At 61.5% G+C, this 22,323-nt stretch carries 24 protein-coding genes and 1 tRNA gene; 7 read left to right on the top strand and 18 right to left on the bottom strand.

Going from position 1 to position 22,323, the window contains the following annotated elements; genetic code table 11:
- The 9 genes from IE093_RS11115 to trmJ form a co-directional block, all read right to left on the bottom strand.
- Positions 1–1,077 (bottom strand): RodZ domain-containing protein, encoded by a 1,077-nt coding sequence (locus IE093_RS11115; RefSeq protein ID WP_189469143.1) that lies wholly within the window; start codon positions 1,075–1,077, stop codon positions 1–3.
- Between the two features lie 85 nt (positions 1,078–1,162).
- A complete protein-coding gene (gene pilW, locus IE093_RS11110) occupies positions 1,163–1,858 on the bottom strand; it encodes a type IV pilus biogenesis/stability protein PilW (RefSeq protein ID WP_189469141.1) in 696 nt (231 codons plus the stop codon).
- 72 nt (positions 1,859–1,930) lie between these two features.
- Entirely contained in the window at positions 1,931–3,058 is a 1,128-nt protein-coding gene (gene rlmN / locus IE093_RS11105) for a dual-specificity RNA methyltransferase RlmN (protein ID WP_189469139.1), read from the bottom strand.
- Positions 3,059–3,118: 60 nt separating this feature from the next.
- Positions 3,119–3,547: a nucleoside-diphosphate kinase gene (ndk, locus tag IE093_RS11100; RefSeq protein WP_189469137.1), complete on the bottom strand. Its 429-nt coding sequence runs from the start codon at positions 3,545–3,547 to the stop codon at positions 3,119–3,121.
- Between the two features lie 197 nt (positions 3,548–3,744).
- Positions 3,745–4,071: a HesB/IscA family protein gene (locus tag IE093_RS11095; protein WP_189469135.1), complete on the bottom strand. Its 327-nt coding sequence runs from the start codon at positions 4,069–4,071 to the stop codon at positions 3,745–3,747.
- Between the two features lie 40 nt (positions 4,072–4,111).
- The gene (locus IE093_RS11090) at positions 4,112–5,260 is read right to left on the bottom strand and encodes an aminotransferase class V-fold PLP-dependent enzyme (protein ID WP_189469133.1); all 1,149 of its coding nucleotides are present in this window, start codon (positions 5,258–5,260) and stop codon (positions 4,112–4,114) included.
- Between the two features lie 59 nt (positions 5,261–5,319).
- On the bottom strand, positions 5,320–5,790 hold the full coding sequence (gene iscR / locus IE093_RS11085) for a Fe-S cluster assembly transcriptional regulator IscR (protein WP_189469131.1): 471 nt from the start codon (positions 5,788–5,790) through the stop codon (positions 5,320–5,322).
- 100 nt (positions 5,791–5,890) lie between these two features.
- The gene (cysE, locus tag IE093_RS11080; protein ID WP_189469130.1) at positions 5,891–6,769 is read right to left on the bottom strand and encodes a serine O-acetyltransferase; all 879 of its coding nucleotides are present in this window, start codon (positions 6,767–6,769) and stop codon (positions 5,891–5,893) included.
- A 151-nt stretch (positions 6,770–6,920) separates the two neighbouring features.
- On the bottom strand, positions 6,921–7,718 hold the full coding sequence (gene trmJ, locus IE093_RS11075) for a tRNA (cytosine(32)/uridine(32)-2'-O)-methyltransferase TrmJ (RefSeq protein WP_189469128.1): 798 nt from the start codon (positions 7,716–7,718) through the stop codon (positions 6,921–6,923).
- Positions 7,719–7,888: 170 nt separating this feature from the next.
- Here trmJ and IE093_RS11070 point away from each other — a divergent pair, with 170 nt between their 5' ends.
- Entirely contained in the window at positions 7,889–8,683 is a 795-nt protein-coding gene (locus tag IE093_RS11070; protein ID WP_189469126.1) for an inositol monophosphatase family protein, read from the top strand.
- 156 nt (positions 8,684–8,839) lie between these two features.
- Here the strand turns inward: IE093_RS11070 and secF are convergent, their stop codons facing one another.
- The 5 genes from secF to queA all read right to left on the bottom strand — a co-directional run bounded on the left by secF (position 8,840) and on the right by queA (position 14,432).
- A complete protein-coding gene (gene secF / locus IE093_RS11065) occupies positions 8,840–9,748 on the bottom strand; it encodes a protein translocase subunit SecF (RefSeq protein ID WP_422730975.1) in 909 nt (302 codons plus the stop codon).
- 11 nt (positions 9,749–9,759) lie between these two features.
- On the bottom strand, positions 9,760–11,610 hold the full coding sequence (gene secD / locus IE093_RS11060; RefSeq protein WP_189469122.1) for a protein translocase subunit SecD: 1,851 nt from the start codon (positions 11,608–11,610) through the stop codon (positions 9,760–9,762).
- Between the two features lie 126 nt (positions 11,611–11,736).
- Positions 11,737–12,069, bottom strand: a complete 333-nt coding sequence (yajC, locus tag IE093_RS11055; RefSeq protein ID WP_189469120.1) for a preprotein translocase subunit YajC — start codon at positions 12,067–12,069, stop codon at positions 11,737–11,739.
- A gap of 54 nt (positions 12,070–12,123) precedes the next feature.
- Positions 12,124–13,245, bottom strand: coding sequence for a tRNA guanosine(34) transglycosylase Tgt (gene tgt / locus IE093_RS11050; protein WP_189469292.1), 1,122 nt, complete (start codon positions 13,243–13,245; stop codon positions 12,124–12,126).
- Between the two features lie 146 nt (positions 13,246–13,391).
- Positions 13,392–14,432 (bottom strand): tRNA preQ1(34) S-adenosylmethionine ribosyltransferase-isomerase QueA, encoded by a 1,041-nt coding sequence (gene queA / locus IE093_RS11045; protein WP_189469118.1) that lies wholly within the window; start codon positions 14,430–14,432, stop codon positions 13,392–13,394.
- 155 nt (positions 14,433–14,587) lie between these two features.
- On the opposite strand from queA, the gene IE093_RS11040 reads away from it, so the two are divergent.
- A tRNA-Leu gene (locus IE093_RS11040) sits at positions 14,588–14,674 on the top strand.
- A 115-nt stretch (positions 14,675–14,789) separates the two neighbouring features.
- Here the strand turns inward: IE093_RS11040 and IE093_RS11035 are convergent.
- Positions 14,790–14,948 (bottom strand): hypothetical protein, encoded by a 159-nt coding sequence (locus IE093_RS11035; protein ID WP_189469116.1) that lies wholly within the window; start codon positions 14,946–14,948, stop codon positions 14,790–14,792.
- 367 nt (positions 14,949–15,315) lie between these two features.
- On the opposite strand from IE093_RS11035, the gene IE093_RS11030 reads away from it, so the two are divergent.
- The 3 genes from IE093_RS11030 (at position 15,316) to IE093_RS11020 (ending at position 18,250) form a co-directional block, all read left to right on the top strand.
- A complete protein-coding gene (locus IE093_RS11030; protein WP_189469114.1) occupies positions 15,316–15,933 on the top strand; it encodes a LysE family translocator in 618 nt (205 codons plus the stop codon).
- Between the two features lie 98 nt (positions 15,934–16,031).
- Positions 16,032–17,210 (top strand): EAL domain-containing response regulator, encoded by a 1,179-nt coding sequence (locus IE093_RS11025; protein WP_189469112.1) that lies wholly within the window; start codon positions 16,032–16,034, stop codon positions 17,208–17,210.
- A 14-nt stretch (positions 17,211–17,224) separates the two neighbouring features.
- Complete coding sequence (locus IE093_RS11020) at positions 17,225–18,250, top strand: ATP-binding protein (RefSeq protein WP_189469110.1); 1,026 nt, start codon at positions 17,225–17,227, stop codon at positions 18,248–18,250.
- 11 nt (positions 18,251–18,261) lie between these two features.
- Here the strand turns inward: IE093_RS11020 and IE093_RS11015 are convergent, their stop codons facing one another.
- The gene (locus tag IE093_RS11015; RefSeq protein WP_229803491.1) at positions 18,262–18,747 is read right to left on the bottom strand and encodes a copper chaperone PCu(A)C; all 486 of its coding nucleotides are present in this window, start codon (positions 18,745–18,747) and stop codon (positions 18,262–18,264) included.
- 117 nt (positions 18,748–18,864) lie between these two features.
- Positions 18,865–20,511, bottom strand: a complete 1,647-nt coding sequence (locus IE093_RS11010; protein WP_189469108.1) for an acyl-CoA dehydrogenase family protein — start codon at positions 20,509–20,511, stop codon at positions 18,865–18,867.
- A 142-nt stretch (positions 20,512–20,653) separates the two neighbouring features.
- Here IE093_RS11010 and IE093_RS11005 point away from each other — a divergent pair, with 142 nt between their 5' ends.
- Both IE093_RS11005 and IE093_RS11000 read left to right on the top strand, forming a co-directional pair.
- The gene (locus tag IE093_RS11005; RefSeq protein ID WP_189469106.1) at positions 20,654–21,190 is read left to right on the top strand and encodes an NUDIX hydrolase; all 537 of its coding nucleotides are present in this window, start codon (positions 20,654–20,656) and stop codon (positions 21,188–21,190) included.
- Positions 21,191–21,256: 66 nt separating this feature from the next.
- Entirely contained in the window at positions 21,257–21,751 is a 495-nt protein-coding gene (locus tag IE093_RS11000; protein ID WP_189469103.1) for a glutathione peroxidase, read from the top strand.
- 20 nt (positions 21,752–21,771) lie between these two features.
- Here IE093_RS11000 and IE093_RS10995 read toward each other — a convergent pair whose 3' ends face one another.
- Positions 21,772–22,161 carry a DUF7079 family protein gene (locus IE093_RS10995; RefSeq protein ID WP_189469101.1) on the bottom strand — a complete coding sequence of 130 codons (390 nt, stop codon included), beginning with the start codon at positions 22,159–22,161 and terminating at the stop codon, positions 21,772–21,774.
- Between the last annotated feature and the right edge of the window lie 162 nt (positions 22,162–22,323).

Here is a 22,323-nt window from a genome sequence, read left to right as displayed (position 1 = left end):
TCATTCTCCTAGTGTGAAGCGTGCGACATTGTTGGACCCGGCGCGCGAGCCGAGATCGATGATTTCGCCACGATAGCGTAACTCGACACCGGTGGCATTGCCGATGGTCAGACGAAATGGCGGTTGGCCTTCGGCCGTGGCCTGGGTGCCGCTCTCCTGCAGGCCGACGAAGATGCGATTATCGTTGGCGTCGAAGATCTCGGTCCAGGATTGCTCGTTGAAGGTCAGCTCCAGCGTACGTGGATCCGCGGCTGCTTCCTCGACCGCTTCAGCAGGTGCTTCCTCGGCCGGTTCGGCGGATGGTTCCGCAACCGAGGCTTCAGACTCGGTTTCGGGAGCCATGTCGACCTCGGCATCCGGTACCAGCGTGGCAACCGCATCGCTCGGCGACGGCGAGCGATCACCGGTGATTGCGGCCGTCGACGTTTCCTCCTCGTCGTTGATAGAAGAGGGCGCGACGTCGGCTCGCTCGCTATCGACCGCGACATCGCTGCCAGGTTCGATCTGTGCTTCGTCGTCGACCAGCCCTAACTCGTTGCTGTCGTCCGGCAGCGGGGGCAGCATTTCACCGGCAGGTTCGGGCTCTTCCGTGACGGGGGTGCCGTCCAGGGTATCCACCGCCACTGGCTCGTTGCCGCCGATTCCAAGCAGATCGTTGCCGCCACGACTTTGCCACCACAGCAAGGTCAGGCCGACAAGTCCTGCGATGACAATCAGGGTGGCCAGTTTGAACAGCCAGGCGCCAAGGCGCGAAGGGGGTTTTGTGACATGCACAGGAGTGACCCTGTGCTCGCCCTCGATGTTGCCGAAACGTGCGTTGTAGGCCTCGATCACCGATCGGTCATCGATGCCCAGCAGGCGCGAATAGGCACGCAGGTAACCGCGCCGATAGGTGGCGACCGGTACCTCGTCATAGCTGTCGGACTCGAGACCGTCGACCACCGCGGGGCGCAGGTTCAAGGCGGAGGCGACTTCCTCGCGTGACAGCCCCTGCTTTTCCCGTTCGCGTTTGAGCAGTTCGCCGGGAGAGGACTGGGGAGCGAGTTCAGCTGGGTCGTTATAGTGTGTTTCGCTCATGTCTGAGCATCCTTAGTCAAGATTCGGTCATCAGAGAGCGCCACTGTAGTGGCCCAACTGCTGGAAAGAAAAAACGGCAGGGTCGTCATTCGTCTCTCCTGGCGGCCGCAATGTCGCTTGCCAGCCTGTGGCTTTCAGGGGTGACGCCTGCCAGGCGTACAAAAGACTGCAGTTGGTCCCAGGCGCGGGAATAATTGCCCTGAGAATATTCGATTTCAGCCAGCGTGAAGTAGCTGCGTGGACTTCGGGCGTCAATCGCTTGAGCTTGTGTCAGGCTTTGGCGTGCTGCATCCAGGTTGCCGAGCTCACTCTGACACTGGCCCAGGTTGGCGAATAGCTGGGCGCGATTCGGATACTGGGTATCCTGGCTGGCCCGCTCGAGCTGGAGGCAGGCCTCGGCCGTTCGTCCCTGGTCGAACAGGTAGGCTGCGTAATTGTTGCGCGCGCGGGTGACGTTGCCATCGGCCTTCAACGCCCGCTGGAAATAGTCGTCGGCGAGATCGGCTTCCCCTTGGCGTTGATAGACCATGGCCATGACTTGCAGAGCCTCGGCATGGTCGGGGCGAAGCTCGAGGGCGTGGTCCAGGGCGGATATGGCACGGGGCAGATTGTCACGCTCCAGATAGGCGGTTCCCAACTGGGTATAGGCATCGGCTGGGCTGGTACCCGACTCGACGCCGGTCGCCTGGCTCGCACAGCCCGACAGCCAGACGACACTCAGCAAGGCTGCCATGGCAGCGGCCGGCTTGAGTCGGACTGGCGAGCAGTGGCGACGAATCATGACGTTACCCCATAAAAAAAGCCTACCCATCAAAGCGCTGTGTTCAGTTGAAGTCAAGGTTGCCGCGGGCGCTCAGTCGGCATCGAGCTGAATCGATTGTATATAACGTGCATGGCGCTTGGTGCGGTCCTTGACGCGGCCGACCAATTGGCCGCAAGCGGCGTCGATGTCATCGCCGCGCGTGCTGCGGATTGGCGCCGTGTATCCCAGTTCGTATAGCCACTGTTGGAAGCGCATCACTTGATTGCGTGATGGCTTCTCATAGCCGGAGTGGGGGAACGGGTTGAACGGAATCAGGTTGATCTTGCACGGCAACTCCGATAATAGGGACGCAAGCTGTTCGGCATGCTCGCGCTGGTCGTTGACGTCCTTGATCAAGGTGTATTCGACGGTCACCATGCGCGTGTCGTCGCACTTGGCGAGGTAGCGCTGGCAAGCGTCGAGCAGATTGCGGATGTTGTACTTGCGGTTGAGCGGGACCAGTTCGCTACGCAATTCATCGGTGGCGGCATGCAGCGAGATAGCGAGGCTCACGTCGAGTTCGTCGCCGAGCCGGTCGATCATCGGCACCACGCCGGAGGTCGACAGGGTGACGCGACGCTTGGACAGCCCGTAGCCGTTGTCATCGAGCATCAGCTTCATCGCCGGCACCACGTTGTCGTAGTTCATCAGCGGTTCGCCCATGCCCATCATCACCACGTTGGTGACAGGACGGTTGGCGGTGTCCTTGCGCGGCCCGACACTGCGTTGCGCGACCCATACCTGGCCGATGATCTCGGCCGCGGTGAGGTTGCGTTGAAAGCCTTGCTTACCGGTGGAGCAGAAACTGCAGTCCAGCGAGCAGCCGACCTGGGACGAAACGCACAGGGTGCGGCGCTTGCCGTTGTCGGCCGGGATCAGCACGGTCTCAACGTAACTGCCATCCTCCACTTCCAACACCCATTTGCGGGTGCCGTCGCTGGACGTGCCCTCGTAGACCACGCCGGGGCCACGGATTTCCGCCACCTCGGACAGACGCGCACGCAACGCCTTGGACAGGTTGGTCATGGCCTCGAAGTCGTCGCAGCCTTCGTGGTGGATCCATTTCATTACCTGGGCGGCGCGGAACTTCTTCTCGCCGATCGACAGGAAGAAAGCTTCCATCTGGTCGCGGGACAGGCCGAGCAGGTTGGTACGGGGAGTGGCAGTGGTGGCAGTCATGGAGGTATCGCGGAGTCGGTGGACTAGACGCGGGGGAGGTTTCCCCCGCGTGGACACGTATCAGCCGCGCGGGCAGATCTCGTCGCTACCGAAGAAGTAGGCCACTTCGCGCTCGGCGGAAGCGGCGGAATCGGAGCCATGCACGGCGTTGGCATCGATGGATTGGGCGAAGTCGGCGCGGATGGTACCGGCGGCGGCTTCCTGGGGATTGGTGGCCCCCATCAGTTCACGGTTCTTGGCAATGGCATTTTCGCCCTCGAGGACTTGCACGATCACCGGTCCGGAGGTCATGAAACCGACCAGATCGCCGAAGAAGGAACGTTCCTTGTGCTCAGCGTAAAAGCCCTCGGCCTGTTCCTTGGACAGGTGCAGCATCTTGGCGGCGACGACCTGCAGGCCAGCTTTCTCGAAACGGCTGATGATCTCGCCGATCACGTTCTTGGCGACGGCGTCGGGTTTGATGATGGACAGTGTGCGCTCAATGGCCATGGGGCGTGTCTCCGTGAAATAGTATGGTTAACGGACTTTCGGATGACATCGCGCCGCCCGTGCACAGCCAGGGGCCGGATGCTGGGGCGGCGCGTGTCGAGAATTGATGCGTCGATCGGGCACTAGGCCGAGTAGCCGGGCATTATAACGGTTGCTGGTGAAACATCTCAATCGTCATGCGTCGGGAGTTCGCCATATCAGACACTGAAGCTTTCCCCACAGCCGCACTCGTCCTTGACATTGGGGTTGTTGAAGCGGAAGAAACGGTTCAGTCCTTCCGACACATAGTCGACCTCGCTACCGTCGACCATCTCCAAGGCCTCCGGAGTGACGAAAACCTTGACGCCATGCTCCTCGAAGGAGACGTCGTCGCTGGTCGCTTCGTCGGCGAAGTCGAGCACATAGCTGTAGCCGGAGCAGCCACTGGGCTTGACCGAGACGCGCAGGCCCAGGCCATGGCCGCGCTCGTCGAGTATACGACGGATCTGACTGGCTGCGGCAGTGGTAATCGAAAGATGCGCCATGGGGCTTGCCTCCTGCGATGATGAATGTGGGGATCCTGCGTCAGCGGCGCAGTGCGACGACGGCGTGGCGCAACTCGGCGATGGCTGTGTCGACATCGGCTTCGGTGGCGAACCGGCCGAAGCTGAAACGCAGCGACGCAAGTGCGCGAGCATGCGGCACGCCGATCCCCTTCAATACATAGGATGGCTCGACACTCGCAGAGTTGCAGGCCGAACCGGTGGAAATGGCGATATTGCGCAAGGCCATCAACAGCGACTCACCGTCCACGCCGTCGAAGGCCAGGTTGACGATGTTGGGCAGTGCCACTCGGGTGTCGGTATTGCGGTGGATGCCTTCCAAGTCGGCCAGGCCGTTGAGGAAGCGAGTCTGTAAACAGGCGATATGCGCCTGGTCGGCCTCGCCTTCCTGTTGCGCCAGAGCGAAAGCCTCTCCCATGCCGACGATCTGATGGGTGGCGAGTGTTCCCGAACGCATGCCGCGCTCATGGCCACCGCCGTGGATCAGGGCTTCGAGCCGAATGTCAGGATGACGACGCACGAAGAGGGCACCGATACCCTTGGGCCCATAAAGTTTGTGGGCCGACAGCGACAGCAGGTCGATGCCCAGGCGCTGAACGTCGAGGTCGAGCTTGCCTGCTGCCTGGGCGCCATCGACGTGGAAGGCGGCACCACCGGCATGGGCGACCTCGGCCAATGCCTTGAGATCGTGAATGCAGCCCAGCTCGTTGTTGACCGCCATCAGCGATACCAACACGGTGTCGTCGCGCAGTGCCTCGCGGAGCTGGGTAGGGGTGACGCGTCCGTCAGGCCCCGGTGTCAGCCAGGTGACCTCGAAACCTTCGGTTTCGAGGGCATGGGCGGTGTCCACGATTGCCTTGTGTTCGATGATGGAGGTCACCAGATGACGGCCCCGGGCGCGATTGGCGCGCATGAAACCGACCAAGGCCAGGTTGTCGGCCTCGGTGGCGCCACTGGTCCAGACGATTTCGCGCGGGTCGGCGTGGATCAGATCGGCGACCTGGCGCCGCGCACCTTCCACCGCTTGCTCGGCCAGCCAGCCGGGCATATGACTGCGCGAAGCCGGGTTGGCAAAGATGCCGTCCTGGGTCAGGTGACGGCTCATGGCCTCGGCGACGCGTGGGTCGACTGGGCTGGTGGCGGCATAATCGAGATAGACGGGAGCGCTCATGACGGCGTGGGACGATCCTTGCTGACGACAACAATGTGGCCGCCGTGATCCTTGGTCCACTAGGACGGGGACACGGCGATGGTGGCTTCATCGGTGCGCCGACGCTGGCGCTCGGCAATGGTTTGGACTTCGTGGCGCTGCACCAGCTCGCCTAGGGTGATGCCCTCGAGAAAGCCGTGGATTTCCCGCGACAGATCGCACCATAGGTGATGGGTCAGGCAGACATCACCTTGTTGGCAGTCCGACGTCCCTTGGCAGCGGGTGGCATCCACCGACTCATTGACCGCATCGATGACACGAGCCACCGAGATGGTGGCGGGCGCCTCTGCCAGCAGATAACCGCCCCCGGGGCCGCGTACGCTCTTGACCAGTTGGGCGCGTCGCAAACGAGCGAAAAGTTGCTCGAGATACGACAGCGAGATTTCCTGACGCCGGGAAATGTCGGCGAGGCTGGTCGGGCTCTCGTCGGCATTGAGAGCCAAGTCCAGCATCGCGGTGACGGCGTAACGTCCTTTGGTTGTCAAGCGCATAGGGGATGTCGAACACAGAGTGTCGGGGGCGAAGCACCGGTAACCTGATTACTGCGCCATTATGGGAAACCCCAGTACTTTGGTCAACAATTCTCCCGGCTCAGGAGCCACTGCCCTCGGAGGATTTGGAGGATTTGCGGGGCTGAGACGTAGAGTTGCCCTGCTTGCCCTCTTCCTCTGGTGGCGGGCAGCAAGTATCGACATCGTCGAGGATATCGGCGAAATCCTCGTCGCGGAGCTCGGGGAGTTGCCCGTCACGATAGCTGGCGTCGATCTTGCGCAGCGTGGTACACATATGCTCGATACGCTGATCCACGGCATGCATGTGGTCGAGCATGGCCTGTATCGAACGTGCCACCGGATCGGGCATGTCTTGGCTTACGCCGTAGGCATCGAAGCCGAACTTCTGACGCATGGCCTCGCGACGCTCGGGATCGAAGGTGGGTACTTCCTCGGTATCGGGTTCGGCGCGCTTGACGATCTTGCCCGGAATGCCGACCACCGTGGCACCGGCGGGGACCGCCTTGGTAATGACCGCGTTGGAGCCGATCTTGGCCCCGGCGCCGACCGTGAAGGGGCCGAGAATCTTGGCTCCGGCACCGACGATGACGCCATCTTCGAGGGTGGGGTGACGCTTGCCCTTGTTCCAACTCGTACCACCCAATGTCACGCCCTGATAGAGAGTGACGTCGTCGCCGACCTCGGCGGTTTCGCCGATCACCACGCCCATGCCATGGTCGATGAAGAAGCGACGGCCTATCTGCGCCCCGGGGTGGATCTCGATACCGGTCAGCCAGCGAAACAGCGTGGAAAGGGTGCGGGCCAGCCACTTGAGGTTGTGCTGCCACAACCAGTGACTCACCCGATGGGCAAGCAGGGCATGCAGTCCCGGATAATTGGTCAGGACTTCCAGGAAGTTGCGCGCGGCGGGGTCGCGAGCGAACACGCTGTTGATATCTTCACGCAGGTGATGAAACATGCGGCAGTCCTTACATCACGGAGTAGCGGCAGGTCCGGGGCGACTTCAGGCACGGTCGGTCCTTGCTCGGCCAGGTTGCAGCACCGATCACCCGCCGGAGAACATTATTGGGGCGCGAATGCTCGCCTGCAAGGCACGGCTGTGGAGCGCCTCATGAATGCACGCCGCCGGAGTCAGTAGCAGGCGTCCCTCCGACATGCTTTTCCACGGCGGTGAGCATGCCGCGCAGGATGTTCACTTCCATCTGGTCCGGCCGGGCCCGCAGGTAGAGTCGGCGTAGTCGTGCCATCAATTGCCGGGGAGTGGCAGGGTCGTGAAAGTCGATGGCGATCAACACCCGCTCCAGATGCTCGAAGAGGCGTTCCAGGTCGGCATGGCTGGCCGGCGGATTGTCCCAATCGATACCGAAGGGCTGGTGTTGCTCCTGTGTATCGGAGGCCGCGGTCTGCTCCATGGCGAGCCAAGCCAGGCGACACTCGTAGGCCAGTACCTGTACCGCCGTGACCAGGTTCAGGGAGCTGAATTCTGGATTGGCGGGAATATGCACATGGGCATGGCAGCGCTGCAACTCGGCGTTGGTCAGTCCGCTGTCCTCGCGGCCGAATACCAGTGCCACTCGTGCCTCGGGAGCGGCGAGTTCAGTCGGCAGGCGCTCGCCAAGCGCTCGTGGGGAGAGCATCGGCCAAGGCAGGGTACGCGAACGGGCACTGGCACCGACCACCAGAGTGCAGTTGGCAACCGCTTCCTCGAGCGTGTCGACGACGTTGGCTGAGGCCAGCAGGTCGTCGGCACCCGAGGCACGGGAGATGGCATCCGCCGATCGGGCTTCGCTACGGGGCGAAACCAGGGCCAGGTCCGTCAGTCCCATGTTTTTCATGGCGCGGGCGGTGCCGCCGATGTTGCCGGGGTGGCTGGTGCCGATCAGGACGATGCGAATGCGCTCTAGCATGGCCTACTGCTTACTGGAAAGTGGAGGGAGCAAGTCTAGCATGTTCCGGCCCCTTGACGTGCACATGGCAATGGCGGTCATGGGCTGGATCTGCTAGGATGCGCGCCGTCTCTATTTTGCTTCACCCGACACCGTTCTTTAACAGCTACCGACTCCCCAAAGGCCCGATCATGCATCCGATGGTCCAATTCGGGCTGCGCGCCATGCGCAGTGCCGCCGAACAGTTCGTGCGCATTCGTGAACGCATCGAAAACGCCCACGAGGAACACAATCTCGACCGCCTGCTCGAGGATGCCGCCCGCAATGCCGAGACACTAGTCGTACGTCAGTTATCGCGCGGCTATCCGCAGCACGGCATCTCCGGCCGTTATACCCCCTATCGTGAAGGGGAAGGCGAAGGTCGCGACTACCATTGGCGCATCGAGCCCTTCCATGGCTATTCCAACCTATGTGCGGCCAGCGCCGGGTTCGCCTTGTCGCTGGTATGTCTGGTCAAGGGGCGTCCGGAGCATGCGGTGATCATTTGCCCTTTCAATGACGACGAATACCTGGCCAGTCGCGGGCGTGGCGCCCAGCACAATGGCAGACGCATTCGCGTTCCCAAGACCACCGCTATCAGTGGCGCACGGATGGCGATGAGCCTGCCGGAAACCTGGTTGCGCGCTCGTTACCTGCCGGCCTATCTGACTCTGGTACAGCAGCTCGGGCCCCAGATTGACGTGCTCTGCGCTACCGGCAGTGGCTTGCTGGACATTGCGGAGCTCGCCAGCGGTCGCGCCGATGTCGCTTTCGTGCTGGGTCTGGAGGAGCAGGACAAGGAAGTCGGTACGCTGTTATTGAAGGAAGCCGGTGCCTTGATGGGCACCCCCGATGGTCGCCCCGGCGTCGACGCCGAAGGCCTGCTTATGGCGGCGAATCCGCGGCTTTACAAGGCACTGGTGCAGCAGCTCAAGCCGCATTTCTGAGACGAAAGCCGGAAGTTTGAAGCTGGAAGGAAAACAGCCCCCATGGCCGTGCCATGGGGGCTGTTTCGGTTATGCTCTGGCTTCGAGCTTCGAGCTTCGAGCTTCGAGCTTCGAGCTTCGAGCTTCGAGCTTCGAGCTTCGAGCTTCGAGCTTACGTCAGGGCAGTTCTTCCGCCTCCGGATCCTCCTTCTTGGCAGGAATCAGGTCCTGCCGCTCGAGCTTGAGCGAGAGCAGCAAAGCCGAAGCCACATAGATGGAGGAGAAGGTCCCCACGCCTATGCCGATGATCAATGCCAGTGCGAAGTTGTGGATCATGTCGCCACCCAGCACCAGCAGCGCCAGCAGTACCAGCAAGGTGGTACCTGACGTTGCCAGGGTTCGGGCCAGGGTCATGTTGATGGCGTCGTTGAAGATTGCCGGCATGTCATCGATCCGTGATTTGCGAATGTTCTCGCGAATCCGATCGTAGACCACGATGGTATCGTTCAGGGAATAACCGATTACCGCTAGCAGTGCCGCCAGGACGGTGAGGTCGAAGTCGAGCTGGAACAGCGAGAAGACTCCGATCACGATCACCACGTCATGGACCAGCGCCAACAGGGCTCCCAGAGCGAACTTGTACTGGAAACGAAAGGCCACGTAGAGCATCACGATGCCCAACGCCACCAGCATTCCCAGGCCGCTTTGATCACGTAGCTGCTCGCCGACCTGAGCACCAACGAATTCGGCGCGCACCAGCTCGACGTTGGCACCCTCTTCGCGCAGCAGGCCGACCACTTGCTCTCCGACAGCAGGGTCGAATGCCTGTTGCAGGCGGATCAATACCTCGGTGGCGGCACCAAAGGTCTGCACCGAAACATCTTGGAAACCCTCGTCCTCGAGCGTCTGGCGTATCGTATCGAGTGTCGGCACCGTGTCGTAGCGGACTTCCACCAAGGTGCCGCCGGTGAAGTCCAGCCCCAGGTTGAGCTGTTGCACTGCCAGGGAGCCGATCGACACCAGCAGCAGTATGGCTGAAAAGAGAAAGGCCAGGCGGCGCTTGCCCATGAAATCGAACTGTCGCATCGCGAGGCTCCTCATATCCAAAGCTTCTTCACCGGCTTGCCGCCATAGATCAGGTTGACCATGGCGCGGGTCACCAGCAGGGCGGTGAACATCGAGGTCAGGATGCCCAGTGACAACGTCACGGCGAAGCCCTTGACCGGGCCGGTGCCGATAGAGAACAGGATCAATGCCACCAGCAGGGTGGTGATATTGGCATCGATGATCGAGGTGAAGGCTCGCTCGTAGCCAGCATGAATGGCTTGCTGAACCGACATGCCGCCGCGTAGCTCTTCACGTATTCGCTCGAAGATCAGCACGTTGGCATCGACCGCCATGCCCAGTGTCAATACGATCCCGGCGATGCCGGGTAGCGTGAGCGTGGCACCAAGCATCGACATGACAGCGATCAGCAGCACCAGGTTGATGCCTAGCGCCAGGTTGGCGATCACGCCGAACACCTTGTAGCGCACCAACATGAACAGTACTACCAGCATCAGGCCGATCTGTACTGACATCACACCGCGATCGATGTTGTCCTGGCCGAGGCTTGGGCCGATAGTGCGCTCTTGCACGAAGTAGATCGGTGCCGCCAGCGAACCGGAACGCAGCAGCAAGGCCAGCTCTGCTGATTCGGTGGGAGAGTCGAGTCCAGTGATGCGGAAACTGTTGCCCAGCGCACTCTGGATGGTAGCAAGGCTGATGATGCCGCGTTCGGTATAGGGCTCGCGCACCTCGACTTCTTTGCCATCCTCGATGACCGTATGGGTCCGGGTATTGTGTTCGATGAACAGCACCGCCATGTTGCGCCCGATATTGGTCCGGGTAGCCCGGTTCATCAGGGTCCCTCCGGTACCGTCCAGGTCGATGTTGACCTGAGGACGACCGTTCTCGTCGAAACTGCGCGTGGCGCTGGAGACGCTGTCACCGGTGATGATTACGTCGCGCATCAACTCGGCGCTGCGCTCGGGGTTGTTGCGGAATTCGAAGCGCTCGGTTTCGTTGTCCGGGGTGTCCGGGCGTGCTTCCAGGCGAAACTCCAGGTTGGCGGTAGCGCCGACCACTCGCTTGGCGGCGGCGGTATCCTGGACGCCCGGCAATTCAACGACGATGCGGTTGGGGCCCTGACGCTGCACCAGTGGCTCGGCGACACCCAGCTCATTGACCCGGTTGCGCAAGGTGGTCAGGTTCTGATTGATCGCGTAGTCCTCGATTTCATTGACCGCCTGGTCGCTCAGTGTCATTTCCAGAGCAGCACCACGTCCCTCGTCGAGGTTCTGGTAGTTGAAGTCGGGGAATTGACGGGCAATCAGTCGCCGTGCCGCATCGCGATCTTCCTCGTTGGTGAAGCTCAGCGTCAGGGTGCGATCGTCGATCTCGGTATCGCGATAGCGAATCCGCTCGCCGCGCAGCATCTCGCGCATGGCGCTGGCGTTGACCTCCAGGCGCTGAGTCACGGCTGCGTCCATGTCGACCTCTAGCAGGAAATGTACGCCACCGCGCAGATCCAGGCCCAGGGTCATGGGAGAAGCAGCCAGATTCTCTAGCCAGTCGGGGGTGGATTGCGCCAGGTTGAGAGCGACCACGACGTCGTTGCCCACCATATCGGCGATGATGTCGCGCGCCTCGATCTGATCGTTGGCATTGGTGAACCGGATCAGGATGCTGCTGTTACTGATTTCGCTGTCCTTGACCTCGATGCCGGCATCGGCCAAGGCATCCTGGAAGCGTTCCAGCCGAGACTCATCGAGGGTGACATCTCCTCGTGCGCTGCTGATCTGGACCGCCGGGTCCTCGGGATAGAGATTGGGCAGCGAGTAGATCAGGCCGACGGCGAGGACGATGAGTATCAGCAGATACTTCCACAGGGGATATCGGTTGAGCATGCAAGCCCTGCCTTAATAGCTAACGTGGCGAAGAAGTTAGCGCATGGTACGTTTGAGGCCACGGTCCATTCGGAACCGGGAAAGGCATTTCCGCCTTTCCCGACGCGGCAGACCGTTGGTCAGGGGTCAAATGGACTTGATGGTGCCCTTGGGCAATACTGCCGCTACGGCGTTCTTCTGCACGTTGACCTCGGTGCCTTCGGCGATCTCGATGGTGATGAACTCGCTGTCGTCGTTCACCTTAGTGATACGCCCCAGCATGCCGCCGCCGATGACGATTTCGTCACCTTTGGAGAGACCGCTGACGAGTTGCTTGTGCTGCTTGGCGCGCTTGGCTTGCGGGCGCCACAGCAGGAAGTAGAAGATCAGCACGAAGCCGACCAGCATGACGATCTGAGCGATACCGCCGCCAGCAGCGCCGCCTTCGGCATAGGCCGGAGAAATGAAGAAGTCCAGCATCGGGTAGTGTCTCCTGGATCAGGTGAGAAAAAGAGGATTCACATCGTCGCTTGGCTATGCCGTCGGCGCGGGCGGCACCGGCAAGCCACGTTTCGCGTAGAACCGTTCAACAAAGTTCGCCAATGTACCCGCTTCGATAGCACCGCGCAAACCGGCCATCACACGCTGGTAATGACGCAGGTTGTGGATGGTGTTGAGCATCGAGCCCAGCATCTCGCCGCAGCGGTCCAGGTGATGCAGGTACGCCCGCGAGAAGTGCCTGCAGGTATAGCAGTCGCAGTCTTCCTCCAGCGGCCGGGAATCCTGGCGGTGCTTGGCGTTGCGGATTTTGATCGTGCCTTCGAAAGTGAACAAATGTCCATTCCTGGCGTTACGGGTCGGCATCACGCAGTCGAACATGTCGATGCCGCGACGCACGCCTTCCACCAGGTCTTCGGGCTTGCCCACGCCCATCAGGTAGCGTGGCTTGTCTTCGGGCATCCAAGTGGGCAGGTAGTCCAGCACCTCGATCATCTGTTCCTTGGGCTCGCCCACCGAAAGACCGCCAATGGCAAGACCATCGAAGCCGATGTCCAGCAACCCGGCCAGTGACCGCTCGCGCAGGGCGGGGTACATGCCGCCCTGAATGATGCCGAACAGTGCCGAGGGCGAGTCGCCGTGAGCGATGCGTGAACGTTTCGCCCAGCGCAGGGACAGCTCCATCGACGCCTCGGCCTGCTCGAGGGTGGCCGGGTAGGGGGTACACTCGTCGAAGATCATCACCACGTCCGACCCCAGCGAACGTTGCACGGCCATGGACTCCTCGGGGCCCATGAATATTTTGGCGCCATCCACTGGTGAACGGAAGTGTACCCCTTCCTCGGTGATCTTGCGCATCTCGCCTAGCGAGAAGACCTGGAAGCCTCCGGAGTCGGTCAGGATTGGTTTCTGCCACTGGGCGAAGTCGTGAAGGTTGCCGTGAGCCTCGATGACTTCGGTGCCCGGGCGCAACCAGAGGTGGAAGGTGTTGCCGAGGATGATCTCGGCGCCGATCTCTTCCACCGAGGCCGGTGTCATTCCCTTGACGGTGCCATAGGTGCCCACTGGCATGAAGGCCGGGGTTTCCACCGTTCCGCGGGGGAAGTGCAGGCGGCCTCGGCGTGCGCGCCCGTCATTGGCCAGGCGCTCGAAGTTCATGAAGCATTCGTTTCGCATGCGGTCTCTCGGCATTGAATCAAGGCGCCCTGAGGAAGGTCAGGCAAGGCAAACGCTGACGAAAAAGACGGAGTTTACATGGAGTAAATGAGTATTTTGAGTCAGCGTTTAACGCAGCATGATCGAGCTCAGGGGGTTTTGCGGGTCAAAAACATGGCATCGCCGTAGCTGAAGAAGGCATAGCGCTCGGCCACTGCTGCCTGGTACGCCTTCATTACCGTCTCGTATCCGGCGAACGAGGCGACCAGCATCAGCAGGGTCGATTCCGGTAGGTGGAAGTTGGTCACCAGAGCATCGATGCAGCGCCATTGGTAACCGGGATAGATGAAGATGTCGGTCTCGCCGCTGTAGGGCGCGATCTCACCTGTGTCGCTCTTCAGGCAGGCCGACTCCAGGCAGCGAACGCTGGTGGTCCCCACGGCGACCACCCGGCGACCGGCTTTCTTCGCTGTGCGTACCTGCTCGCAGACCGCCTCGGAGACTTCGATCCATTCGCTGTGCATCCGGTGTTCACGGATATCGTCGGCGCGTACCGGCTGGAAGGTGCCGGCACCCACGTGCAGTGTCACGAAGGCGCTCTCCACTCCTCTAGCGGACAGTGCCTCGAGCAGTGGCTCGTCGAAGTGCAGGCCGGCGGTGGGAGCGGCCACCGCGCCGTCGCGGCGGGCGTAGACGGTCTGGTAGCGGTCACGGTCGGCGAGTTCGTCCTCGCGAGTGATATAGGGCGGCAGCGGCATATGGCCGTGACGCTCGAGCAGTTCGATCATTGGCGTCTCGCCGAGGAAACGCAGCTCGAACAGCGCTTCGCGCCGGCCTTCGACCACGGCATGGATGTCTCCCTCGAAGATCAGCTCGGTGCCAGGCTTTGGGGATTTGCTGGCACGCAGGTGCGCCAGGCCGTGGTGCGTATCCAGCGGCCGCTCGAGTAGCATTTCCACGCGCCCGCCGCTGGCCTTGTGCCCGTGCAGGCGGGCGGGAATCACGCGGGTGTCGTTGAACACCAGCAGATCGCCTGGGTCGAGTATTTCGAGCAGGTCGGGAAAGCGCCGGTGGGCAAGTTCGCCTGTTGTGCCATCCACGCACAGCAGGCGACAGTCGCTGCGCTGTTCGGACGGATAACGAGCGATCAGCTCCTCGGGGAGTTCATAGTGAAAATCGGCACGCTGCATCGGCGTTAGGGTCTCGGGACTGCTTGTGGCTGGTGATGGACTCAGGGTCCGACGGGTGGACCGATCGGACAGGGGCCATAGGATACCGGTTCCCGGCAACGAAGTCAGGTCAAGAGATTGACCTGCGAGCCGACCTACGTATAATGCAACCCGCTGCCCGGGTGGCGAAATTGGTAGACGCAGTGGATTCAAAATCCACCGCTGGCGACAGCGTGTCGGTTCGAGTCCGACCCCGGGCACCACTTCCGAATTCAGTCACTCGGTGACATCCCTTCGTTCTTCCCTCTAATTCGCATGATCGTGGATTGGTCGTGTTCAGGCTGGCCATGTACGCGTGCCTCGCATTTGCCAACGCCACTACCCGCCATTGCCGGTTCGTCGGGTCCAGCGGATCACTGCCCCCAGAATCACCAGTACCAGCCCGACGAAACCAGCGGGGTTGAAGGCCAGCCAACCGTAGACGAGCAAGACAAGGCCAATGAGCTGAAGGGCAAGGGCGAAGGTTCCGACGTTCATGTCATGCTCCCTGTCGATATGCCGGGTCAGTGTAACGCGGCTCTCTGCAAGTCTGCATGGCGTCGAGTCAGGAAGTCCAAGATGAACGCGTGTAAGAGAAATCCGACAAGCGATGTAGGAAATATCTTACAAAAACTGTCGGCGATCGCTCATACCAGGCCGTTGTGATAAAAGCTAAAGTAGTGATCAGTTCCTCAAGTCGTGTTCCCTGCTTTCCGGCCACCCCTACCTATGTGGCCGGTTTTTATTGTCTTTATTCGGCAGATCGCCAAGGCTTATGATGCCGGTAACGTAGCGGCTCCTTGCCGGTCGTGGTGAAGGGGAATCCTGCCGCACTCTATTAGTTGTTATCGCCAAGGAGGATGGGGTGCCGATTTCGCTGTGGCTGTCACTGGCGGCGGTGTGTGTCATGGGTGCCATGTCGCCGGGGCCGAGTCTGGCGCTGGTGTTGCGTCATACCTTGGGCGGCGGGCGTCTGCCAGGTGTCGCGGCCGCGCTGTCGCATGCCTTGGGAGTGGGCATCTACGCCCTGTTGACCGTGTGGGGGCTGGGAGCGTTGATCGCCCGTCAGCCCGTGCTGTTCCAGTTCATCACCTGGGTCGGAGCCGGCTATCTGGCATGGTTGGGCATCAAGGCACTGCGTGCGGGGCGTGCGACGACCTGGCAAACCTCGCGAGTGGTCACGACCCGCGCGCAGGCGGCTCGGGAAGGCATGCTGGTAGCGTTGGGCAATCCCAAGCTGATCCTATTCTTCATTGCTCTGCTCAGCCAGTTCGTCACCCCTGATATGAGCCTGGCTGCCAAGGCGCTGATCGTTGCCACCGCCATGCTGATAGACGGCGGTTGGTACGTGCTGGTGGCCATTGCGCTGTCACATTCGAAGGTTTTGCCCTGGCTGCAGGCTAGAGCGCACTGGATCAATCGTCTTACCGGGGTGATGTTGCTGGGATTGGCCCTGCGGGTAGTAGTGGGACCATTAGGGTAGGGTTCTCATCCTGTCAATGACAAGAATCTCACTCGGATTGTCCAATAAGTGTTACACTTGATTACAAAGTCTGCTCCCGATGCCCAGCGAGGGACAGGATGTCTGCGATTCTCCAGCCATTGGCGGCGGTACTGGACGACGATCCTGATGTGGTCGTCACCCTGTCGCTGCAGTTGCATGCCTTGGGAATGGAAGCGCGTTGCCATTCCCGGCCCGAGGCCTTATTGGCCGAACTGCCGATCTTGGGGCCACGGCTGCTGATCGTCGATCTGGAACTTGGCCGCTCCAATGATGGCATCGAAGTGCTGCGCCGCCTGGCCGAGTGCCGCTATGCCGGGGCCGTGCTTTTGCTCAGTGGGGTCGAGTCCAAGATCATCCATATCGCGGAACGGGTCGGTCGCACCTTGGGGCTTCACATGCTCGACCCCTTGGGCAAGCCCTACCGACTGACCGACCTGCGCAGACGTCTCGAGGACATCAGCCCGCGTGTGGTCAGCGAACGCCAGAGTGGTGATGTGCTACGCAGCCAGGAGGAGGTCGATCTGGCGCTGACACGCGACGAGTTCATCGTGCATTACCAGCCACAATTCGAACTGGCCTCCAACCGGTTGAGCGGTGTCGAGGCACTGGTACGTTGGCAGCATCCCGAGATGGGGTTGCTACAACCCGGACAGTTCCTTCCGCTGATGACACCTGATCAGTGTCAAGCCCTGACGCGGCGTGTGGCGTCACTGGCACTGCGCGATGCCGACCGCTGGAGTGAAGCGGGCCTGTCGCTGTCGATGGCGATCAATGTGACTCCCGCCGAGCTGATGAACGCCGAGTTGTTGTCGCTGATGGACAACGGGCGGCGTGGACTGTCGCATCGCGCGCCTATCGTGCTGGAAATCACCGAGAGCGATTCCATGGACGACGAATTGCTGGGTGGAGAGGTGGCCGCTCGTCTTCGCCTGCATGGAGTAGAGGTTTCGGTGGACGATTTCGGTGTGGGCTTCTCGTCGCTTTCCCGCCTGCAGTTGCTGCCGATCAGCGAATTGAAGATCGATCGCAGTTTCGTGCGCGATATCCATGAGGCTTCCCAGGATGCCGCCATCGTAGAGGCCGTGGCTCTGCTGGGGCAGCGCCTGGGAATTCGGGTCGTGGCCGAGGGGGTCGAGTCCTTGGATCGTCTGCCTCTGCTGCGTACCTATGGTTGTACCCATGTGCAGGGGTTCGCGTTGGGAAGGCCGATGCCCGCCGAGCAAATCCCTGTCATCGATCGCATGTTGCCCGCTTGAGGCTGGAGCATTCCATGTCACGTTTGCATTGGACGTCTTCCACGGTGGTTCACGCATGCGCCGCACTGGTCGGGCTTGCCGTCCTGGCTGGAGCGTGGCGATGGCTGGGAGTGGTCGTTGCGCTTTCGAGTGGGCTGTCGATGTTGGCGGGGTGGGGCTGGTGGCGTGCTCGGAGGATGGCACGTCATGTCCAGCAGAGATGTGAAGACATGGAGCGGCAACTGCATGAAGCGCAGAAGATGGCGGCCCTGGGGCGGCTCTCAGGCGGCGTGGCCCACGATTTCAATAACCTGCTGACGGTGATCATCGGCAATGCCGAGCTGTTGCAGGCATCTGCGGGAATGGATTCGGCATTGCGACAACAGGTGGAACTGATGCTGCATGCGGGGGAACGTGGCCGTCTGCTCACCCAGCGGCTATTGTCGTTCGCTAGGCGAGAACCGCTCAACCCTTGCCGTGTGGATATCAACGCCCTGTTGGGTACCAGTCGCGGGCTCCTGGAGGCGAGCCTGGGCGAACAGGTAGGGGTCAGGATGCGACTGGTGCCTGGACTTTGGGCGGCGCATGTCGACCCCGTCCAGCTAGAGTCGACGATCATCAACCTGGCGATCAATGCGCGCGATGCCATGCCCGAAGGCGGTATGCTGACGATCGCGACTTCCAACGTGGTGGTCGGCGATGGATCCGCTTGTCAGCCCTCCGGTCTCGAGCCCGGTCATTATGTGCGGATCGCCGTCAGCGATACCGGCCAGGGCATGACCGACGAAATCCGGTGCCATGCCTTTGAACCCTTCTTCACCACCAAGAGCGAGGGCAAGGGAACCGGGCTGGGGTTGAGCATGGTTTTCGGCTTCGTCAAGCGCAGCGGAGGACATGTCACTCTTGCCAGTGAACCTGAAGGTGGCACCACGGTGCATCTCTATCTGCCTGGCATGGAACAAGAGATACGACCCACCGTTGACCACCAGAATCGCGTAGCGGAGCCGCTCGCCGTCATGGAGGCGCTGCCGCGAAATCGCATTACCGACAGGGCTCGGTAAGCATGCCAAGGTCAGTGCCGATGATGTGCATCGGCGGCCTCGCTACCTTCATTGGCCTCCTGGACCCAGACTTCTACGTCGATCGTGCCGCGCTCGGCGAATTCCAGCGTCAACGGGAAACTATCACCCTCGCGTAGTGGCGCTTCCAGGCCGAGCAGCATCAGGTGCTGGCCTCCGCCGGGTCGCATGATCAGAGTGTCGCCGGATTCGATGGTGATCGCGTCGAGCTTGCGCATCTGCATGTTGCCGTCTTCCATGCGCATGTCGTGAAGCTCGGCGGCTCGGCTTGCCGCTGTGCTGGCACCCACTAATGTCGCCGGCGTGTCGCCTTCCACCGTGATGTCCAGGTACGCCGCCCCGTTGGGCGCTTCAGGGGGAGTCGGTGTAGCAAAGGGGTGGGCGATACGCACATCGTCGAGCCGGATATCGTGGGCGAGGGCCAGGCCCGGGAGTAGCAGGGCGGCGGCGAACAAGGTCGACAGGTGTGGGATCATCATGAGTCCTTATGTATGTGGCGAGTCAGGAAAATCATTAGCCGCCTATAGCGTAGACGGTGGGTGTCGAAGGCCAAGCGGTCTTTTGTCGCACGTTGGGATGGTTGTGCTGGCCATCGTTCAGGGCACGATGCGCGCCAGTATAGTGCCACAGGGTGCATTCACGGGCAGTACTCCGTAGGCTGAGCCGGCTTCGGGTCCGAGCCGTGTGCGGCAGAAGGTATCGGCCACGGCTGGTGGGGCGTGGCGCAGCAACAGAGACGCTTGCAGGCACTGGGCCAGGCGTTGGGTCAGCCAGCGTGCTCGCGGCTCCAGCGTGATGAGGTCGGCTATCAGGGCCTGTTCCAATTCATCGACGGCATAGTCGTAATCCGAGCTTGTGCCACGTGCTGCCGCCAGCTCTTCGCGCAGTGCCTCGATGGATTCCGGATGACGGGCCAATACACGCAGTACATCCAGGCAGATCACGTTGCCGGAGCCTTCCCAGATCGAATTTACAGGTGCCTCGCGATACAACCGTGCCAGCGGTACTTCCTCGACATAGCCGATACCGCCCAGGCACTCCATGGCTTCGGCCATGAAGCCGGGGCCGCGCTTGTTGTGCCAGTACTTGGCCAGAGCCGGCGCGAGTCTTGCCAAGCCGCGTTCTTGTTCGTCATCGGGGTGGTCGAAGGCCCGTGCCGTACGCATCACGAGTGCCAAGCCAGCCTCGACTTCCAGCGCCAGGTCGGCGATCACCGCGCGCATCAAGGGCTGCTCGGACAGGTGCTTGCCGAAGGCCTGGCGCTGCCGGACATGTTGCCAGGCTTCGACCAGTGCCTGGCGCATCATGCCGACCGGAGCGGTGGCGGCATCCAGCCGGGTTTGTTGAACCATCTCGAGAATGGTGGCGATTCCACGCCCCGGCTCGCCGATGGCTTGTGCCCAGGCTCCACGATATTCGATTTCGGCGGAGGCGTTGGCACGATTGCCGCACTTGTCCTTGAGACGCTGGATTTCGATGGCATTGCGCTCGTCGTCGGGCGTGAAGCGTGGGACCAGGAAGCAGCCCAGGCCGTCATCTGTCTGGGCCAGGGTCAGGAAGGCATCCGACATCGGGGCACTGCAGAACCATTTGTGCCCGGTCAGACGATAGTCATCGCCTTCGGCCACGGCGCGAGTCGTGTTGGTACGTACGTCGCTGCCGCCCTGTTTTTCGGTCATCGCCATGCCCAGGGTCACCGCGGGCTTGTCCCAGGCAGGAATGGCGCGGCCGTCGTAATCCCATGCCAACATACGCGGCGCCCACTGGGCGTGTACCTCGGGTTGGTGACGCAGCGCCGGCATGGCGGCATGGGTCATGGTGATCGGGCAGCAGAACCCAGGCTCGGCCTGGGTCAGCAGATACATGGCGGCGATATGCGCCTGGTGGCCGCCGCGGGATTCTTCCTGCCAGGCCACGGCATGCCAGCCGTGGTCGCAGGCCAAGTGCATCAGCTCGTGGTAGGCTGGATGATAGACGACTTCATCGAGGCGCCGGCCATGACGGTCGAACAGACGCAATTCCGGTGGGTGACGATTGGCGGTTTCGCCGAGTGCTTGGATACGTCGGCTGCCGACATCCACACCCAATGGGGCCAGGCGGCGGCTTACCCAGTCCGGGGCTTCGCGAGCCAAGGCTTCCTGCAACGCCTGGTCGAGTGCGAAGAGGTCGCTGTCCTCGCCGGTGGCGGGTTGGTTGACGACCTCATGGGTGGCGAGCCTGGTGCGCGGTGATGCGTCGGCCATGGGGATCTCTCCACTGAACAGGGGCCTGTCAACGAGCATGGCCGTACCCCGCCACCTGGTCAACGCGGAATGTAAGTGGTCATGACTGGCCCACAGCCTCAGGACTGGGTAGGCTGGGACAGCCTTTCCAGGAGGATGTTCGATGCATGCCGAGTTCCCCGTGGCAAGTGCGCTGCCGATGCCACTGATTGCCGATGAACGCATCCAGTTGGTGGATGCTAGTAACCGCCCCTGTGGTAGTGCTCCGCGCGTCCAGATGCGGCGTTGGCGTTTCTGGCATCGGGCGACCTATGTGGTGGTCAGGAATTGCCGCCACGAGCTCTGCGTCCAGCAGCGCACCCTGACCAAGGAGGTCTTTCCCGGTGGGATCGACTTGGCTGCCGGAGGCGTGGTTGGCGCGGGCGAGGCCGTGCATGTGGCGGCGCGCCGCGAACTCGCCGAGGAACTCGGCATCAGGGGCGTGCCGCTGCGATTCTGCCTCGATTTTCGTTATGACCGGGAGGGCAATCATATTTTCGGCAGCGTCTTTTTGGTCGATTACGATGGCCCATTGAGACTGCAAGCGGAGGAGGTCGCCGACGCCATGTGGCTGCCGCTCGAGGAGGCGCTGGCCCATCCCCGTGCAACACCGGATACCCGTCTGGCCCTGAAGTATATGGTCGAGGGCGGTTGGTGGTGATCCGGCTGGCGCCGCGACACGAGTCGTGGCATCGTAAACTCAACACGCCATGCGATGTATCTGGTCATGCAGATCTACGATCTCGACTGCTCGACCCATAGCGGCGAGCCTTTCAATCTTCGCGCCTTGCGTGGTCAAGTGCTGCTTATCGTCAATGTGGCCAGCCAGTGCGGGTTCACCCCCCAACTCAAGGAGCTGGAAGACCTCTATCGGCGCTATCGCGACCAGGGGTTCACCGTGCTGGCGTTCCCCTGCAACCAGTTCGCGAGACAATCACCGGAATCGGCCACGGCATTCTGCAGCTTCAGCGAGCGCGAATATGGCGTGACCTTTCCCTTGATGGAAAAGGTCAAGGTCAACGGGCCCGATGCCCATCCATTGTTCGTGCAGTTGCGCCGCCAGGCACCGGGGGTGCTGGGCAGTACCCTGATCAAGTGGAATTTCACCAAGTTTCTGGTTGGGCGCAACGGTCAGGTGATTCGTCGCTTTGGTCCTCGCGACGGAGCGGTGGAGATTCGCCCTTATCTGGAGGAGGCGTTGGAGACGCCGTTCTCCGCGTGACCCCTTTCTTGCCGGGCGGGTCAGTGGGGGAGTCGCTCGCGCTCGACCATGACTCTTGCCATCAACTCGTTCCAGCGATGACGGGTCATCATGGTGGTCAGGCCGGAAAACAGCGCCCAGGTCTTGCGACGCCAGCCATGCAAGCGAAGATTGTGCGCCACCAGTTGACGCAGTAGCTTGTTCTCGTCGAAGGCTCGCCATTCGCCGACCACCGACATCTGTTGGCGTGACAGCACCGGCGCCAGCTCCAGGCGAAAGATCCATTCGAGCTGGTTCGGGGTCAGGTCATGGCGCTGGATTACCTTCACCATGTGGGCATAGTCGGTTTCCCGAGGCTCTCGCTCGAGCCATAGCGGCGCCAGGGCCAGCCAGAGTTCGCCGCGTTCGTCGACTAGGGTTTGGGCATCCATCGGTGTCTCCCGCCGTCACGGCATACGCATCTCGAATCGATAGCACAATGGTCCAGCATGTTGGGGTTCTGCTCAAGGGCGGACAGGGTATCGATGAGCCGTTAGAATGATCAATTGTCATCGATTCGCGCTCCACGTTGGATTGGTGCGCTTCGTTCATGG

Source organism: Litchfieldella qijiaojingensis (genome assembly GCF_014651875.1).
In the GTDB taxonomy this organism is placed as follows: domain Bacteria; phylum Pseudomonadota; class Gammaproteobacteria; order Pseudomonadales; family Halomonadaceae; genus Litchfieldella; species Litchfieldella qijiaojingensis.
Note: the sequence above shows the minus strand (reverse complement) of the source record. Positions and strands in the feature narration are given on the sequence as shown.

Coding starts and splice junctions, on each gene's coding strand:
- IE093_RS11115 (WP_189469143.1), bottom strand. CDS start 1,077: ATGAGCGAAACACACTATAACGACCCAGCTGAACTCGCTCCCCAGTCC.
- pilW (WP_189469141.1), bottom strand. CDS start 1,858: ATGATTCGTCGCCACTGCTCGCCAGTCCGACTCAAGCCGGCCGCTGCC.
- rlmN (WP_189469139.1), bottom strand. CDS start 3,058: ATGACTGCCACCACTGCCACTCCCCGTACCAACCTGCTCGGCCTGTCC.
- ndk (WP_189469137.1), bottom strand. CDS start 3,547: ATGGCCATTGAGCGCACACTGTCCATCATCAAACCCGACGCCGTCGCC.
- IE093_RS11095 (WP_189469135.1), bottom strand. CDS start 4,071: ATGGCGCATCTTTCGATTACCACTGCCGCAGCCAGTCAGATCCGTCGT.
- IE093_RS11090 (WP_189469133.1), bottom strand. CDS start 5,260: ATGAGCGCTCCCGTCTATCTCGATTATGCCGCCACCAGCCCAGTCGAC.
- iscR (WP_189469131.1), bottom strand. CDS start 5,790: ATGCGCTTGACAACCAAAGGACGTTACGCCGTCACCGCGATGCTGGAC.
- cysE (WP_189469130.1), bottom strand. CDS start 6,769: ATGTTTCATCACCTGCGTGAAGATATCAACAGCGTGTTCGCTCGCGAC.
- trmJ (WP_189469128.1), bottom strand. CDS start 7,718: ATGCTAGAGCGCATTCGCATCGTCCTGATCGGCACCAGCCACCCCGGC.
- IE093_RS11070 (WP_189469126.1), top strand. CDS start 7,889: ATGCATCCGATGGTCCAATTCGGGCTGCGCGCCATGCGCAGTGCCGCC.
- secF (WP_422730975.1), bottom strand. CDS start 9,748: ATGCGACAGTTCGATTTCATGGGCAAGCGCCGCCTGGCCTTTCTCTTT.
- secD (WP_189469122.1), bottom strand. CDS start 11,610: ATGCTCAACCGATATCCCCTGTGGAAGTATCTGCTGATACTCATCGTC.
- yajC (WP_189469120.1), bottom strand. CDS start 12,069: ATGCTGGACTTCTTCATTTCTCCGGCCTATGCCGAAGGCGGCGCTGCT.
- tgt (WP_189469292.1), bottom strand. CDS start 13,245: ATGAACTTCGAGCGCCTGGCCAATGACGGGCGCGCACGCCGAGGCCGC.
- queA (WP_189469118.1), bottom strand. CDS start 14,432: ATGCAGCGTGCCGATTTTCACTATGAACTCCCCGAGGAGCTGATCGCT.
- IE093_RS11035 (WP_189469116.1), bottom strand. CDS start 14,948: ATGAACGTCGGAACCTTCGCCCTTGCCCTTCAGCTCATTGGCCTTGTC.
- IE093_RS11025 (WP_189469112.1), top strand. CDS start 16,032: ATGTCTGCGATTCTCCAGCCATTGGCGGCGGTACTGGACGACGATCCT.
- IE093_RS11020 (WP_189469110.1), top strand. CDS start 17,225: ATGTCACGTTTGCATTGGACGTCTTCCACGGTGGTTCACGCATGCGCC.
- IE093_RS11015 (WP_229803491.1), bottom strand. CDS start 18,747: ATGATGATCCCACACCTGTCGACCTTGTTCGCCGCCGCCCTGCTACTC.
- IE093_RS11010 (WP_189469108.1), bottom strand. CDS start 20,511: ATGGCCGACGCATCACCGCGCACCAGGCTCGCCACCCATGAGGTCGTC.
- IE093_RS11005 (WP_189469106.1), top strand. CDS start 20,654: ATGCATGCCGAGTTCCCCGTGGCAAGTGCGCTGCCGATGCCACTGATT.
- IE093_RS11000 (WP_189469103.1), top strand. CDS start 21,257: ATGCAGATCTACGATCTCGACTGCTCGACCCATAGCGGCGAGCCTTTC.
- IE093_RS10995 (WP_189469101.1), bottom strand. CDS start 22,161: ATGGATGCCCAAACCCTAGTCGACGAACGCGGCGAACTCTGGCTGGCC.